We start from the raw sequence: 12,956 nt of genomic DNA, 5'->3' as shown, positions 1-12,956 counted from the left end.
CGATGCAGAACCCGGTGCGCTACATGATGGCGCCCACGAACGGGTTCGCGCAATTCTACCGCAGCAGCAGCCAGGCGCGTCGCGCGCTGGAGCGCGCCCCGTTCGACAAGCCCGTTTTCATGGTGGTCGCCGAGCACGATTCGGTTCTGGACACCGCCTATCTGGCCAAGACGTTCAGCGCTCGCTTCATCCACCCCGCCAGCCGGCTCGTCTGGTATGGCGCGGCGCCAGAGCGGGCGGGCGACGACCGGCGCGTGCTTGTCCGGCCGGATCGCCTGCCGGAGCTGCGCATCAGCCAGTACTCGCACATGGGCGTGATGTTCTCTCCCGAGAACCCACTCTACGGAAGCAAGGGTCGGTTGCGCATCTGCTGGAACGGGCAGGACGCGGAAGCGACCGCCGCCTGCGAGCGAGGCGCGCCCGTGTGGCTGTCCGACTGGGGCTACCGAGAGGATGGGAAGATCCATGCGCGGCTCACATTCAATCCCAGCTTCGGCTGGCAGAACGACGTGATGATCGGGGTGCTGGACCAGATCGGGGCGGCGTCCGCGCGAGCGGGCGAATAGCGCTCGGCCATGCCGTTGAAGCCGGAAGGCCATCCGCCGCCGACCTGCCGTTTCGGATTCTGACGGGATTGTAAGCTTCACGAAAGCGGAGCGACCGGACCGCCAGCTATCGCTCTTGTCCATGACCGTCTTCTCCCGTGCCCCACCGGCTGACCGTTCCGGCCCGCCGCGCCTGAAGCTGTTCCGCCGCCGCCGACCGGCGAGCGCCCTGCTGGCGCCTCTTGTCGCCGCCGTCGTCATCACGGCCTGCTCGCCGTCGGAAGATGACGGCGAGGGAGCCGGACCCGCCTGCGCTCGCGTCACGGTCGGCGCCGTGGAAGAGGCAAGCTTTGGCCCACGTTTCTCCCTTTCGGGCTCACTGACCGCGGAGCGCCATGCGTCTCTATTCCCGCTGGGGGACGGGCTGGTCTCCCGTATCGCGGTCGACGCCGGCGACCGGGTCGAAAAGGGTCAACTCCTCATCGAGCTCAATCCCGCCGTCGGGCGCGAAGCGCTTTCGAGGGCTCGCGCGGGCCGCGCATGGGCGCCGGCGTCTGACGCTGACCGCCAAGGAGTTCGCGCTTCTCGAGGTGCTGGCCCGCTGCCCGTCGCAGATCGTACTGAAGACCGCGATCGCCGAGATCGGGTGGGAAATCAATTTCGAGACGAACACCAATGTCGTCGAGGTGGCGATCCGCCGGCTCAGGAGCAAGCTCGAGCTGCCCGGCGAGGACAAGCTCATCCACACGGTCCGGGGCATGAGCTACATGCTGGAGCACCGGCGCGACCCGGACGTGCCATGAAGCGCGTGCTGTCCATTTCGGCGCATCTCGCCGTCATGTTCGCTGTGGTGACCGTAATTACGTCGGCCGTGGCCTCCAACGGGCATAGTCACGGCCTGGGGCTCGCCATCGTCGCGGCCGTCGCCCGTATCCATGGAGGCGGCGTCAATGCCGAGAATGGCGACGGGGTCGTGAAGGTGGGGATGATCGTCCGCAGACGGGAGCAGGTTCAAGCCTGAATTCCGCGCCCGCAGGGCCGTCTTGCGCCGATCCGGAGCCCGAAGCAGGCGGTTGCCGACGGCGGCAGGTAATTCGCTCTCGAAGCGCGTGATAACGGAAGCGGTCCTGAGATGGGCCGCTTAGCCTAAGCGGGACGGCGCTTGTCAACCGGTCGTCTCGGCAAGCCTCCGGCAAGGGGGCTGGCGTCAAAGCCTGTATCCGCCGCTCGCTTCGATGACCTGACCCGTGACCCACCGTCCTTCATCAGAGGCAAGAAAGGCCACGACGCACGCGACGTCGGACGTCTCGCCGAAGCGCCCGAGCGCCGTGTCCGCCTCGATCGCTTTCACCATCTTGGGGTTCTCGCGGACGGCCGCGTTCATGTCGGTCCGAATCCAGCCGGGCGCCACCGCGTTGACCGCTATCCCGCGCGGGTCGAGCTCCATGGCGAGCGCATGGGTCAGGTTGTTGATGGCGGCCTTGGCCATTGAATAGATCGGGACCATCGGAGCCGGCCGGGTCGCAAGCGCCGAAGAGACATTGACGATCCGTCCGCCGTCGCGCAGCCGGCTTAACGCCGACTGGACCATGAAGAACGGGGCGCGGGCGTGGACTGCGATCATCGTGTCCCAGCCTTCCGGCGTGGCGTCGCCGAGGCCGCCCCACCCGGCGTTGCCTGCGTTGTTGACGAGGATGTCGAGCGCGCCGTCGCTGTTCCGCTCGATGAGTTCGCGGTCGAGCCGGTCGAACAGCGCGGGAATGCTTCCCGCGTCGGCGAGATCCACCCGAAGCGCGAAGGACTTGCCGCCCGTGGACCCGATGGCCGCGACGGCTTCGTCCGCGCCGTCCTTGCTCGCGTTGTAGATCAGCGCGACCGTCGCGCCGTCCCTGGCGAGACGTTCTGCGATCGCTCGGCCGATGCCCCGCGAGCCGCCCGTCACGAGCGCTGTCTTCCCGTTCAGTGACTTGGACATCTTCGTTCCTTTCAGGCGACACGTCCACGAACGACCGGGCTAGGGCTGGCCTCGACCACCGCGAGGGCCAGACGGATGAGGTCGGGATCGCCGCCGTATTCGTGGTCGGCGACGTGATGCAGGAAGACGCCGAGCTGCTTGATCTGCCGGGCGCCCTTCAGCGGCCCCGCGGCGATCGGCTTGAATCCCGCGTCTGCGATGAGTTCCCGCGTGATCCGCCCGGCGTCCGCGTCGTCGGTCGCGTAGGGGACGCCCGGCGGCGCCGGGGCTGTCTCCCAGGCCACCGCCTCGAGCATCGGCGCAGCCAGCATGCTGAACGCCTTCACGACCCGCGTCTTCGGGAAACGCCTCTGAAGGTCCTCGGCCGTCGAGCTCTCGCGCATGAACGCGACGTCATGGAAGTGCTTGAAGTCGGCGGTGACGCCGAGCGGGTTCACGGTCTCGATCACGACCTTGCCGTCGAGCGCGTCGCCGACGGCGTTCACGATCGCCCTGACGCGAGGCCAGTAGACCGAAAACAGGACGACCTCGCCGAACGCGGCCGCCTCACCGATCGTGCCGAGACGGGTGCTGTCGCCCAGTTCCGTCAGAAGAGGTGGAGCTTCCGGCCCCCGCCCTCCTTGTCGAGGACGAGTTCGTGGCCTGCCGTCCGTTGTCTCTACCGAACAGCCCATGGTTTTTTGGCTCCGGCCGTGCTCGTCAGACGCGTCGGCGGCCCAGCAATCGTTCGACGCCTCGGGCCACGCCAAGAATGGCTTCGTCCTGGAAACGCCGGCCAACGATTTGCAAGCCGACCGGCAGTCCGTCATCGGCCTCGCCGATCGGAATGGAAATCGCCGGGCACTGCGGCGTAAGGTTGAACGGGCAGGTCATGTCGAGGCCGATCAGGCGCCCCGCCGCGTCCTCGCCGAAGTAGTCGCCGTCCTTCTTCGCGACCGGCGGCGCCGTCACCGCGCAGGTCGGGCAGAGCAGCGCGTCGTAGGTCTCGAACAGCTTCGCCATGTCGCGCCACATCGCGGTGCGCAGAAGTTCGATGCGCTTGTAGCTGGTCGCGTCCTTGGCGAAGCCACGCCGCATGATCTCGATCATGGCGGGGTCCATGCGGTCGCGGAAGGTGGCGAGCCGGTCGCCGAAATAGGCCGACATGAACACGCACCAGATCTCGTACCACTCGTCGACCAGGGCGCGCGTCCAGGGCGGCGCGACCTCCTCGACGACCGCGCCCGCATCCGCCATAGCGGCGGCCGCGCGCCGGATCGCGGCCTCGACCTGCGGCTCGACGGCGTAGAAGCCGAGATCGATCGAAAGGGCGAAGCGCTTGCCCCTGAGGTTCTCGTCGCGGATGCGCTCGGGCTCGAACGTCAGCGGGAGCGATAGGATATCCTCGTCGCTCGGGCCCGCGGTCGCTTGGAGAAACGCGACTGCGTCGTCCACCGTTCGGGCGAGCGGGCCGAAATGCGAGATGTCGTCGAACACGCTCGGGAGGATCGTCATCGGGATCCGCCCGAGGCTGGGCTTCAGCCCCACGACCCCGCAGAACGAGGCGGGGATGCGGACCGAGCCGCCCATGTCGGAGCCTTCGGCGAAGGGAACGACGCCGGTCGCGACCGCGACGGCGGAACCGCCGGACGATCCGCCGGAGGTCCGGCTCGGATCGCGTGGATTGCGGGTCGCGCCGAAGCGCGGGCTCCAGGTGAAGCTCGAATGCGCGAATTCGGGCGTCGTGGTCTTCGCCATCAGGATGGCGCCGGCCTGCTGAAGGCGGCGCACGCATAACGCCGTCTCGGCGGGGACGACGTCGCCGGAGCTCCAGGAGCCGAGCGTCGTCACGTCGCCCGTGGTCGGCGTCAGGTCCTTCGCCGCGAACGGCACGCCGTGCAGGAAGCCGGTCGGCCGCCCGGCCCGCACCGCCTCGTCGGCCTCACGAGCTGCGGCGAGCGCCGCTTCCTCCCGGATCAGCGCGAAGGCGTTGAAGGCGTCCTGCGTCGCACGGGCCCGCTCCAGCGACTCCCGCATGACGTCGACGGCCGAGAACCGGCCGCCGCGGACGCCCGAAGCGATCTCACGCGCCGGGAGATCGAGCGGATGGGCGTCCTGCGTCACGGCTCAGCCGGCCGCCCCGACGCAGGCCGGCACGGCGTCGTAGCGACGACCCACATAGATCAGCGCCTCGCAGGGCTCGCCGACCCCGATGTCGACCACCTCGCAGAACAGCACGGCGTGGGTGCCGACGTCGACGACACGGTCGATTCGGCAGTCGAAATGCGCGAGCGCGCCCTCGAGCACCGGCGCGCCGCTCGGGCCGCGCCGCCAGGTCGCCGCCGCGAAGCGTTCCTCGACGGGCGTGCGGCCGCCGAACAGGTTCGACAGCGGCTTGTGCTCGGGCGCCAGCGTGTTGACGCAGAGCGCGCCGTTCGCCCGGAACGCCTCGCCGACCGAACTGTCGCGCTTGACGCAGACGAGCAGGGTTGGCGGCGCGTCGGTCACGCTGCAGACCGCGGTGGCGGTGAAGCCGGCGCGGCCGCCCGGCCCGTCGGTCGTCACCACGTTGACCGCGGCCGCGAGCGCCGCCATCGCGTCGCGATAGCGTTCCTTGGTGACCGGCGCCGCGCAGGCGATATCCGCTGCGTCGTCCATTGGCGTCCCCTCCCGCGTCTCAGAAGTCGAGCAGGTTGTCGCGCAGCTTCTCGTGCGCGTAGGCGGTGCGCGCGAGCCCGCGCTTCTGGAGCGCCGGCACGAGCCCGTCGGTCACTTCGGTGATGAAGCGGCGGCTGACGCGCAGCACCGGCGTCGTGATCAGGAAGCCGTCGCCGCCGACCTCCTCCATCACCTCGCCCATGCGGTCGGCGACCGTGTCGGGCGTCCCGACCAGCTCCACGGACGACACCAGCCCGCCGCCTCCGGCGACCACCAGCTCCTTCAGCGTCTTGCCGCTGCCCCACTGCTGGAACTTGTCGAGCGTGCCGGACTCGCCATTGGTGACGAGCTTTTCCGGCAGCGGCTTGTCGAGATCGTATTGCGCGAAGTCGATCTCGGTGATGGCGGACAACGAGGCCAGCGTGTCGACGATGAAATGCGGCGAGTTCAGCATACGCTCGTACTTCGCCCGCGCTTCCTCGTCGGTTTCCCCGAGCGTCGGGGTCACGCAGAACATCACCTTGATCGAGTCCGGGTCGCGCCCGAACTTCTCGGCCCGTTCGCGGATGTCGGCGCGGAACTTCCGCATCTCCTCGACGCCGCTCGCGACCGAGACGATCGAGTCCGCATGGGTGGCTGCGAAGTCGCGGCCCTTCGGCGAGGCGCCGGCCTGCACGTAGATCGGCCTCCCTTGGGGCGACGGCACCGTGTTGAGCGGGCCGCGGACCTTGTAGTACTTGCCCTCGAAATCGATGGGACGGACCTTGGTCTCGTCAGCGTAGATGCCGGCGTCGCGATCGAGCACGACCGCGTCCGGATCCCAGCTTGCGAACAGCTTGCCCATCACCTCCATGTACTCGTCCGCCATCTCGTAGCGCTGATCGCGCGGCGGCAGCCGGTCCATGCCGAAGTTCTTCGCCATCAGGTCTTCGGCGGAGGTGACGACGTTCCAGCCGAACCGGCCGTTGGTCAGGCTGTCGATGGTCGAGCACAGCCGCGCCATGAGGAACGGCGGATAGGCCATCGTCGACATGGTGGCGATCACGCCGAGGCGCTGCGTCGCCATGCCCATCGCGACCGCGAGTGGGGCCGGATCGTGCTTCGGCACCATCATGCCGTGGTTGAGCGAGGCCTTGGCGGAGCCGCCATAGGTCTGCGGCACCATCAGCTTGTCCTCGATCATGATGTAGTCGAAGCATGCCCGCTCAAGCGACTTCGCCATTTCGACATAGAACTGGCCGTCCCACGGCCGCCCTCCCTGGCCGAAGGGCTCGCGCCACTCGTCCGGCGTGAAGTTCATGAACCAACCAAGGTGGAAGCGCTTGTCGGCCATTGTCAGTCTTTCTCTCGGGTAAGAAGCGGCGTTTCCGACTCGCGCTCCGCGGCGGCGCGTAAGCGCGCGGCCTCGAAGCGGAAGCTGTCGCGCACGATGCGGGGTTTGGCGCAGAAGTCGGACGTGATGGTCGCGCCGTAGCGTTCCGGCGCGTGCGGGTCGCGGCGGGGTCTGTCGATCGCGACCACCCGGGTGCCGAGATGGAACGCCTCCATCAGGTCATGGGTCACCATCACGATCGTCATCGCCTGCTCTTCCCAGAGCTCGCGGACGAGCACATGCATCGCCCGCCGCGACCCGGGGTCGAGCGCGCCGAAGGGCTCGTCGAGCAGCAGCACCTTCGGCTTGTTGATCAGCGCCTGCGCGAGCGCGAGGCGCTGCTGCATGCCGCCCGACAGCTGCGCCGGATATTTCTTCGCATGCTCGGCGAGGCCGACGCGCTCGAGCAACGCCATGGCCTGCTCGCGCAGCGCGCGCTTGCGCGCCCCGAACAGCCGCCCGAGCAGCGGAGAGCCGGCCCATTGCGGGCCGAGCAAGACGTTCGCCAGCACGGTCTTGTGCGGAAACACCGAATAGCGCTGGAACACGACGCCCCGGTCCGCGGTCGGCTCGGAGGCGATCTCGACGCCGTCGAGCAGGATGCGTCCGCGCGTCGGGCGCTCCTGCGCGAGCAGCAGGCGCAGCAGCGTGGTCTTGCCGACGCCGCTCGGGCCGATCACGACGAGGAACTCGTGGTCGGCGAGCGTCAGATCGACGTTCTCGAGAACGATCGCCGAGCCGTACTCTTTCCAGACCTTCTCGAACCGAATCTCGGTCATCGCTTCACGCCTCCCGGAGCTTCGCCCAGGGGAAGGCGGCGGCGGAGAGCTTCCTCAGCGCGTAGTCGAGCAGGAAGGCGAGCAGCGTGATCCAGACGACGTAAGGCAGGATCACGTCCATCGCGAGATAGCGGCGGACGAGGAAGATGCGGTAACCGAGCCCGCCCTCCGCGGTGATCGCCTCGGCCGCGATCACGAACAGCCAGGCGGAGCCCAGCGACAGCCGCACCGACTCGATCAGCCGCGGCAGCGCCTGCGGCAGCACGACGTCGACGATCATCTGCCAGGTCGAGGCGCCGAGCGTCTGCGCCTTGATGATCTGCTCGCGCGGGATCGCGGTCACGAGAAGCACGATGTCGCGCACGATGAAGGGCGCTATGCCGAACACGATCAGCACCAGCTTCGACGTCTCGCCGAGGCCGAAGGCGATGAACAGGATCGGCAGGACGGCGAGCGGCGGGATCAGCGACAGCGCGAAGATCAGCGGCTCGAAGGTCGCGCGCAGGAAAGGGATGAAGCCGATCAGGATGCCGCCGAGGATTCCGATCAGCGCCGACCAGCCGATCCCCTGCAGCAGCCGCGACAGGCTCCACCAGGTGTCGTACCAGAACAGCGGCTGGCCGACGGCGGGATCGACCCGCGTCATCAGCCGGCTCATCTGCGCATAGAAGGCGGAAAGGCCCGGCATCAGCTTGTCGGCGGCGTCGACCGCGAGCCGCGCGTCCGACGCCGCGAGGTAGAACGCCGCCACGGCGACGAAGGGCGCCGCGCCGAGCAGAAGGGCGACGCCGGGCGACGGCGGGTAGTTGATGATGCGGCGCATCCGCGTCGGCTCCGTCGGCAGCCGCTCAGAGCTTTCCTTCGGCGGCGAGCTTCGTGAAGCTCGGGTCGATGCGAATCTTCACGTTCTTCTCCGACCCCATGACGGAGCCGTCGGGATGCTGGATGCCGATCGAGTCCACGCTGTCGGCGCCCTGCCCGTAGAGCCCCTGCTCGAAGCAGAAGGTGCGGACATAGTCCCAGATGTCCTTGGTCTTCGGCGCGGTCAGGAACTCGGCCGCCTCCTGCGCCGTCAGGAAGAAATGGGTGGTTTCGACCTGGCTCTTGAGCCCCGCCGCGTCGGTCCCAAGCGCGGTAGCCATCGCGGTCTCAAGCGGCGCCGCCTCGGCGCCGCTTGCCTTCATCTTGCCGAGCGTCTCGTACCAGGCGCCGACCAGCGCCTTGGCGAACTCCGGGCTATCCTTGAGCGTCTGGGTCTTGGCGATGACGACGTCCATGATCTCGCCGGGGATCTGCGAGCTGTCGAAGATGATCCCGGAGCCCTTCGCGCCCTTGACCATGTCCGGCACCATCGGCTTCCACGCCACCGCATGTTCCATCGCCGGCTGCGTGACGAAGGCCGCCGCGATCTCGGCGTCGGAGATGTTGGTGGTCTTGACCGAGGACAGCTTCATCCCATTCAGCACGAGCGCCCGGTTCAGCAGGTAATGCGAGACGCTGAACTGCAGCAAATGGAGGTCTTTGCCCTCCAGCTCCTTCACCGACTTCGCGGTCTTCGAGACGATCGCGTCGTTGCCGTTGGAATAGTCGGTGATGAGGAACAGCGAGCTGTCGACGCCGCCGGCGGCGGGCATCACGAGCTGGTCCATGTTGGTCAGGGCGACCGCGTCGAGGTCGCCGGCCATGAACTGGTTGACGCCGGCGACATAGTCGTTGATCAGCACGAGCTCGACGTCGACGCCGTACTTGTCGGACCACTTCTTCATGATCCCGGAGGACTGCATGAAATTGAGCGGCATGAAGCCGACATAGACGTTGTAGCCGACCTTGAAGGTCTTCTTGGTCGCGGCCTCGGCCGGCAGGGAGAGCTGAGCGGCGGCGGCCAGCACGACCGCCAAAGCCACCGCAACGCATCGCGCAAAACGCTTCATCATCGGCTCCCCGATCGCAGCGCCCCGCACGGGGACGCTATTAAACGCCCGTTTAATATGCCGTGGAATTTGGTTATTGTGCAGCGCAAAGTTGAGGCGCCGTGACGTGACGTCAGCCGGTCATTTTCGAAGGGGGCGCCCGTGAGAAAGGCGCAGGCTGCGCGCTCGGCGCCCAGCGCGGGAGGACGGCGCGCGACGGCCACGCGACGCCGGCTCGCGCCCGCCGCGCGGACGGAGGCGATCCTCGAACAGGCGTTGCAGCTCTTCGCCGAAAGGCACTATTCCAACGTCACCATGCGCGACATCGCGGGCGCGTGCGGCATCAACCCGGCGCTCATCTACCACTACTTCGAGAGCAAGGAAGACCTGTTCCGTCGGGCCCTCGGCTACGCGATCGAACAGCTCTACGCCGGCTTCGCCGCCGTGCGCGAGACCGCGACCACGCCGCGCGCGGAGATCATGTCGTGGCTCGACATGCACCTGTCGATCGCCCAGACGGTCACGCGCATGACGCAGCTGATGTCGGACCACTCCGCCTCGCACGACGACCGGACCGGCGCCGGCGCGCTCATCGCGCAGTTCTACGCCTTCGAGCAGGCCCTTCTGGAGGACTGCATCGGCCGGGGGATCGCGGCCGGCCATTTCAAGGCGGTGGACGTGGCGAGGACGGCCCGGACCATCAGCCTCCAGCTCGACGGGATCTTCTACGCGTCGTCGAGCCGCGGCGACGATCGCATCGCCAGCGACATCGCCGACCTGAAAAGCCTTGTCGCAGACTTGCTCGATCCCTGACGACGCAGCGGCGTTCCGCAAGACGCATGCAGGCGCGCCCGGTCAAGTCATGCCCGACGCAGGCTTCTCGCGGGGCGGTCGACCGCAGGGGCGGCGTCGATATGCGCTGGATGCCGGCCCCGGAGCTATACCGAACAGCGGACGCTTCGGCGGCTCCCCCGCTTACCCATGCCGAGACAATCGTGGCCATTCGGGCGGCGGCAAGGCTTGGATCAAGGGCCGGTCGTCTCCTCGACGGAATACGGGCATCGCCGACGTCGGGGGATCAGGTCACGACAATCACGTTCACTGGCCGGCGATGACCCGCGGCCCTGCCAGAGAAATGAGAACGGCCCACTGGAGACATCATCTTCTATCCCGGCTGTCGTTCGCCCGGCCGAGCGACGAAGTTCCAATCGCGTCATCGGCGATGGGCGCCTCTGGGCGCGCATCGTCGAGAGGGTATCAAACCTGCCCCTACGCCTCGCCGTGCGGAGGGGGAGCTCGCCGGACGAGTGTGACGCTCAGAGCCGCTCCGCCAGCGAGACAGACGGCGATGCACAGGACGGCGACGATGAGCGCCTGCGTGATGGCGGCGGGATCGGTTCGCGCGCCCAGCACCTCGTAGAAGATTCCGCCGATCACGGCGACGCTGAGCGCGGTGCTGACCTGGAGCGTCGAGCTGGCGATGCCGGCGATCATGCCGGAAAAGGCGGGCGCGACCCGGCCCGTCACCATCCGCATCAGGGTCGGCAGCGCGAGCCCCTGACCGAAGCCGATGACGAACAGGAGGGCGGCGAGCGGGGTCGGCGCAGGATGCGCGCCGCTCAGCGTCGCCGCGAGCAGCCCGGCGAGACCCAGAAACCCGACAACCTCCAGCCCCATGCCGATCGGATTGACATAGGCGCCGCAGAACCGGCGGAGAAAGGGCGTCGAGAGCGGCCCAAGCAGGAAACCGGCGCCGAACGGCAGGAACACGAGGCCCGCCTGCAGCGCCGTCACGTGCAGCGCCTCCTGCAGGTAGACGGAGAACAGCTGGAAAAAGCCGCCGATCGAATAGAACAACAGCGCGATCAGCAGCGCGCGGCCCAGTCCCGGCGCGCGCAAGACGCTGGGGTCGAGCAGAGGCGAGCCGCCCGCTCGCGCCAGCCGGGTCTCATAACGCCAGAAGAGCCACGCCAGCAGCGGCGACCCGGCGAGCGAGAGCCAGGACCAGAGCGGCCACCCTGCTTCGCGCCCCTCGATCAGGGGCACGAGCAGCGCGCCGAGCGCGAGCACCGACAACGCCATGCCACCGGGATCCAGCCGGCGCGCGTCGCGGGCGCGCGTTTCTTTGAGCAGAGGAACGCCAAACAGCAGGACGAGCGCCGCCACCGGCAGGTTGATCAGGAAGATCGCCCGCCATCCCAGCCCCAGCAGATCCAGCGCGATCAGGACGCCGCCCAAGGCCTGCCCGATCACGGCGGCCAGACCGAAGATCGCGCCGTAGACGCCGAGGGCGAGCGGTTTCTCCCTGTCCGGGAAAATCGCCTGCACCGAAGCGAGCGCCTGGGGCGCCATCACGGCGGCCGTGACGCCCTGCAACACGCGCCCGGCGACCAGGGCCCAGGGCGACCAGGCGAAGCCGCACAGCGTCGAGGCAGCGGCGAAGCCGATCAGGCCGAGAAAGAACACCCGGCCGCGACCGAACAGATCGCCGAGCCGCCCGCCGGTCGTCAGCGTCACGGCGTAGAGCGCGGCGTAGGAGGAGATGACAAGCTGCTCGGCGGAGGAGGAGGCGCCCAAGTCTACCCGGATCGAGGGGAGCGCCACATTGACGATGAAGAAATCGAGCGGCGGCAGGAACGCGCCGACGAGAAGGACAACGAACATCGTCCAGCGTCGCGGCTCGAGCAGGGCGTCGCCGTTCCGGACCAGAGCGGCCGAGGGGGCCGCGGCGTCAGACGTCATCGCGCTCATGAGCATAATTCCGTTCTTGAACCCAAGCTTCGCCGCCGCCGATCAGTTCGGGCCGATTTGGCTGCGCGCGTCGAAGTCGGTGGCGATGGAGACGTCGCGCCAAGCGGCGATGTCGGCGCGGAAGGCGTCGAGCTTCTGCTCCGCGATCGCATGGGCGCGCGGCCCGATCGGGAGGTGCAGCGGCGGATGCTCCGCATCGACGGCCTGCAGCATCACGGCGACGGCTTTCGCTGGGTCGCCCGCCTGCCGGCCGTCATTGGTCTGACGGTACTGACGTCTCGCCGGAACCGTCTCGGCGTAGGCGGCGATCTCTCGCGCGGCGGTGGCCATCGACCGACCGAGAAACGCGGTGCGGAAGGGGCCGGGCTCGACGATGATTACGCGCACGCCGAGCGGACGAAGCTCCTGCGCAAGCGCTTCGGACAGCCCTTCGACCGCGAACTTGCTCGCGTTGTAGAAGCCGAACCCCGCGGAGCCGGCGATTCCGGCGCCGGAGGAGAGATTGACGATGCGGGCGCCGGCGCGTTTGCGCAGCGCGGGCAGGGCGGCCCGGGTCGTCTCGATCAAGCCGAAGAGGTTCACTTCGAACATCGGGCGGTACTCGTCGGGCTCGCCCTCTTCGATCGCGCCGATGAAGCCGAAGCCGGCGTTGTTGACGAGGACGTCGAGGCCGCCAAACGCGCTTTCGGCCAGGGCCACGGCCTTTGCGGCGTCGCCGGCGCGGGTGACGTCCAGCGGAATACTGCGCACCGTTTCGGGATAGCGGTCGCACAGCGATTTCAAGCTGTCCGTCGAACGGGCTGTGGCGACGAGGCGATCGCCTCGCGCGGCGACGGCTTCGGCAAGCTCCAGGCCCAGGCCCGACGAGCATCCCGTGATCAGCCAGGTTTTCATCATGCTCTCCTTCAGCGCTGGCGCCGGGCCCGGCGTAAGCCGACGCGACAAGCCGCCGGCGCGCCGCCGCAGCCCAGCGGGATGAGGCGCATG

Annotated in this window: 14 protein-coding genes; 4 read left to right on the top strand and 10 right to left on the bottom strand. The window is 68.2% G+C overall.

The genetic code is table 11. The annotated features are described in order from the left end of the window. The first annotated feature begins 2 nt into the window (after positions 1-2). The 3 genes from ACFSCV_RS16345 (at position 3) to ACFSCV_RS16335 (ending at position 1,566) form a co-directional block, all read left to right on the top strand. Entirely contained in the window at positions 3-566 is a 564-nt protein-coding gene (locus ACFSCV_RS16345; RefSeq protein WP_378800624.1) for a hypothetical protein, read from the top strand. A gap of 374 nt (positions 567-940) precedes the next feature. Further along, positions 941-1,348 carry a helix-turn-helix domain-containing protein gene (locus tag ACFSCV_RS16340; protein ID WP_378800623.1) on the top strand — a complete coding sequence of 136 codons (408 nt, stop codon included), beginning with the start codon at positions 941-943 and terminating at the stop codon, positions 1,346-1,348. Beyond that, positions 1,345-1,566, top strand: coding sequence for a hypothetical protein (locus ACFSCV_RS16335; RefSeq protein ID WP_378800622.1), 222 nt, complete (start codon positions 1,345-1,347; stop codon positions 1,564-1,566). The genes ACFSCV_RS16340 and ACFSCV_RS16335 overlap by 4 nt, the downstream gene beginning before the upstream one ends. A gap of 186 nt (positions 1,567-1,752) precedes the next feature. Here ACFSCV_RS16335 and ACFSCV_RS16330 read toward each other — a convergent pair whose 3' ends face one another. The 8 genes from ACFSCV_RS16330 to ACFSCV_RS16295 all read right to left on the bottom strand — a co-directional run bounded on the left by ACFSCV_RS16330 (position 1,753) and on the right by ACFSCV_RS16295 (position 9,212). Next, complete coding sequence (locus tag ACFSCV_RS16330) at positions 1,753-2,520, bottom strand: SDR family NAD(P)-dependent oxidoreductase (RefSeq protein WP_378800621.1); 768 nt, start codon at positions 2,518-2,520, stop codon at positions 1,753-1,755. An 11-nt stretch (positions 2,521-2,531) separates the two neighbouring features. Next, positions 2,532-3,005 (bottom strand): NADPH-dependent F420 reductase, encoded by a 474-nt coding sequence (locus tag ACFSCV_RS16325; RefSeq protein WP_378800620.1) that lies wholly within the window; start codon positions 3,003-3,005, stop codon positions 2,532-2,534. 214 nt (positions 3,006-3,219) lie between these two features. Then, positions 3,220-4,623, bottom strand: coding sequence for an amidase (locus ACFSCV_RS16320; RefSeq protein WP_378800619.1), 1,404 nt, complete (start codon positions 4,621-4,623; stop codon positions 3,220-3,222). A gap of 3 nt (positions 4,624-4,626) precedes the next feature. Beyond that, positions 4,627-5,157: a flavin reductase gene (locus ACFSCV_RS16315; protein ID WP_378800618.1), complete on the bottom strand. Its 531-nt coding sequence runs from the start codon at positions 5,155-5,157 to the stop codon at positions 4,627-4,629. A gap of 19 nt (positions 5,158-5,176) precedes the next feature. Continuing rightward, on the bottom strand, positions 5,177-6,490 hold the full coding sequence (locus tag ACFSCV_RS16310; RefSeq protein ID WP_378800617.1) for an NtaA/DmoA family FMN-dependent monooxygenase: 1,314 nt from the start codon (positions 6,488-6,490) through the stop codon (positions 5,177-5,179). A 2-nt stretch (positions 6,491-6,492) separates the two neighbouring features. Further along, the gene (locus ACFSCV_RS16305; protein WP_378800616.1) at positions 6,493-7,308 is read right to left on the bottom strand and encodes an ABC transporter ATP-binding protein; all 816 of its coding nucleotides are present in this window, start codon (positions 7,306-7,308) and stop codon (positions 6,493-6,495) included. 4 nt (positions 7,309-7,312) lie between these two features. Continuing rightward, a complete protein-coding gene (locus tag ACFSCV_RS16300; protein ID WP_378800615.1) occupies positions 7,313-8,131 on the bottom strand; it encodes an ABC transporter permease in 819 nt (272 codons plus the stop codon). 25 nt (positions 8,132-8,156) lie between these two features. Continuing rightward, positions 8,157-9,212, bottom strand: coding sequence for a putative urea ABC transporter substrate-binding protein (locus tag ACFSCV_RS16295; RefSeq protein ID WP_378800614.1), 1,056 nt, complete (start codon positions 9,210-9,212; stop codon positions 8,157-8,159). Positions 9,213-9,380: 168 nt separating this feature from the next. Between ACFSCV_RS16295 and ACFSCV_RS16290 the strand changes: the two genes are divergently transcribed. Then, positions 9,381-10,031 carry a TetR/AcrR family transcriptional regulator gene (locus tag ACFSCV_RS16290; RefSeq protein ID WP_378800613.1) on the top strand — a complete coding sequence of 217 codons (651 nt, stop codon included), beginning with the start codon at positions 9,381-9,383 and terminating at the stop codon, positions 10,029-10,031. Positions 10,032-10,487: 456 nt separating this feature from the next. Here the strand turns inward: ACFSCV_RS16290 and ACFSCV_RS16285 are convergent, their stop codons facing one another. After that, the gene (locus ACFSCV_RS16285; RefSeq protein ID WP_378800612.1) at positions 10,488-11,969 is read right to left on the bottom strand and encodes an MFS transporter; all 1,482 of its coding nucleotides are present in this window, start codon (positions 11,967-11,969) and stop codon (positions 10,488-10,490) included. A 42-nt stretch (positions 11,970-12,011) separates the two neighbouring features. Then, the gene (locus tag ACFSCV_RS16280) at positions 12,012-12,863 is read right to left on the bottom strand and encodes an oxidoreductase (RefSeq protein WP_378800611.1); all 852 of its coding nucleotides are present in this window, start codon (positions 12,861-12,863) and stop codon (positions 12,012-12,014) included. Positions 12,864-12,956: the final 93 nt, after the last annotated feature.

Origin of the sequence: Methylopila henanensis (genome assembly GCF_042681025.1) — a bacterium.
GTDB lineage: Bacteria > Pseudomonadota > Alphaproteobacteria > Rhizobiales > Methylopilaceae > Methylopila > Methylopila henanensis.
Note: the sequence above shows the minus strand (reverse complement) of the source record. Positions and strands in the feature narration are given on the sequence as shown.

Coding starts and splice junctions, on each gene's coding strand:
- ACFSCV_RS16335 (WP_378800622.1), top strand. CDS start 1,345: ATGAAGCGCGTGCTGTCCATTTCGGCGCATCTCGCCGTCATGTTCGCT.
- ACFSCV_RS16300 (WP_378800615.1), bottom strand. CDS start 8,131: ATGCGCCGCATCATCAACTACCCGCCGTCGCCCGGCGTCGCCCTTCTG.
- ACFSCV_RS16285 (WP_378800612.1), bottom strand. CDS start 11,969: ATGAGCGCGATGACGTCTGACGCCGCGGCCCCCTCGGCCGCTCTGGTC.
- ACFSCV_RS16280 (WP_378800611.1), bottom strand. CDS start 12,863: ATGAAAACCTGGCTGATCACGGGATGCTCGTCGGGCCTGGGCCTGGAG.
- ACFSCV_RS16340 (WP_378800623.1), top strand. CDS start 941: ATGCGTCTCTATTCCCGCTGGGGGACGGGCTGGTCTCCCGTATCGCGG.
- ACFSCV_RS16330 (WP_378800621.1), bottom strand. CDS start 2,520: ATGTCCAAGTCACTGAACGGGAAGACAGCGCTCGTGACGGGCGGCTCG.
- ACFSCV_RS16305 (WP_378800616.1), bottom strand. CDS start 7,308: ATGACCGAGATTCGGTTCGAGAAGGTCTGGAAAGAGTACGGCTCGGCG.
- ACFSCV_RS16315 (WP_378800618.1), bottom strand. CDS start 5,157: ATGGACGACGCAGCGGATATCGCCTGCGCGGCGCCGGTCACCAAGGAA.
- ACFSCV_RS16310 (WP_378800617.1), bottom strand. CDS start 6,490: ATGGCCGACAAGCGCTTCCACCTTGGTTGGTTCATGAACTTCACGCCG.
- ACFSCV_RS16345 (WP_378800624.1), top strand. CDS start 3: ATGCAGAACCCGGTGCGCTACATGATGGCGCCCACGAACGGGTTCGCG.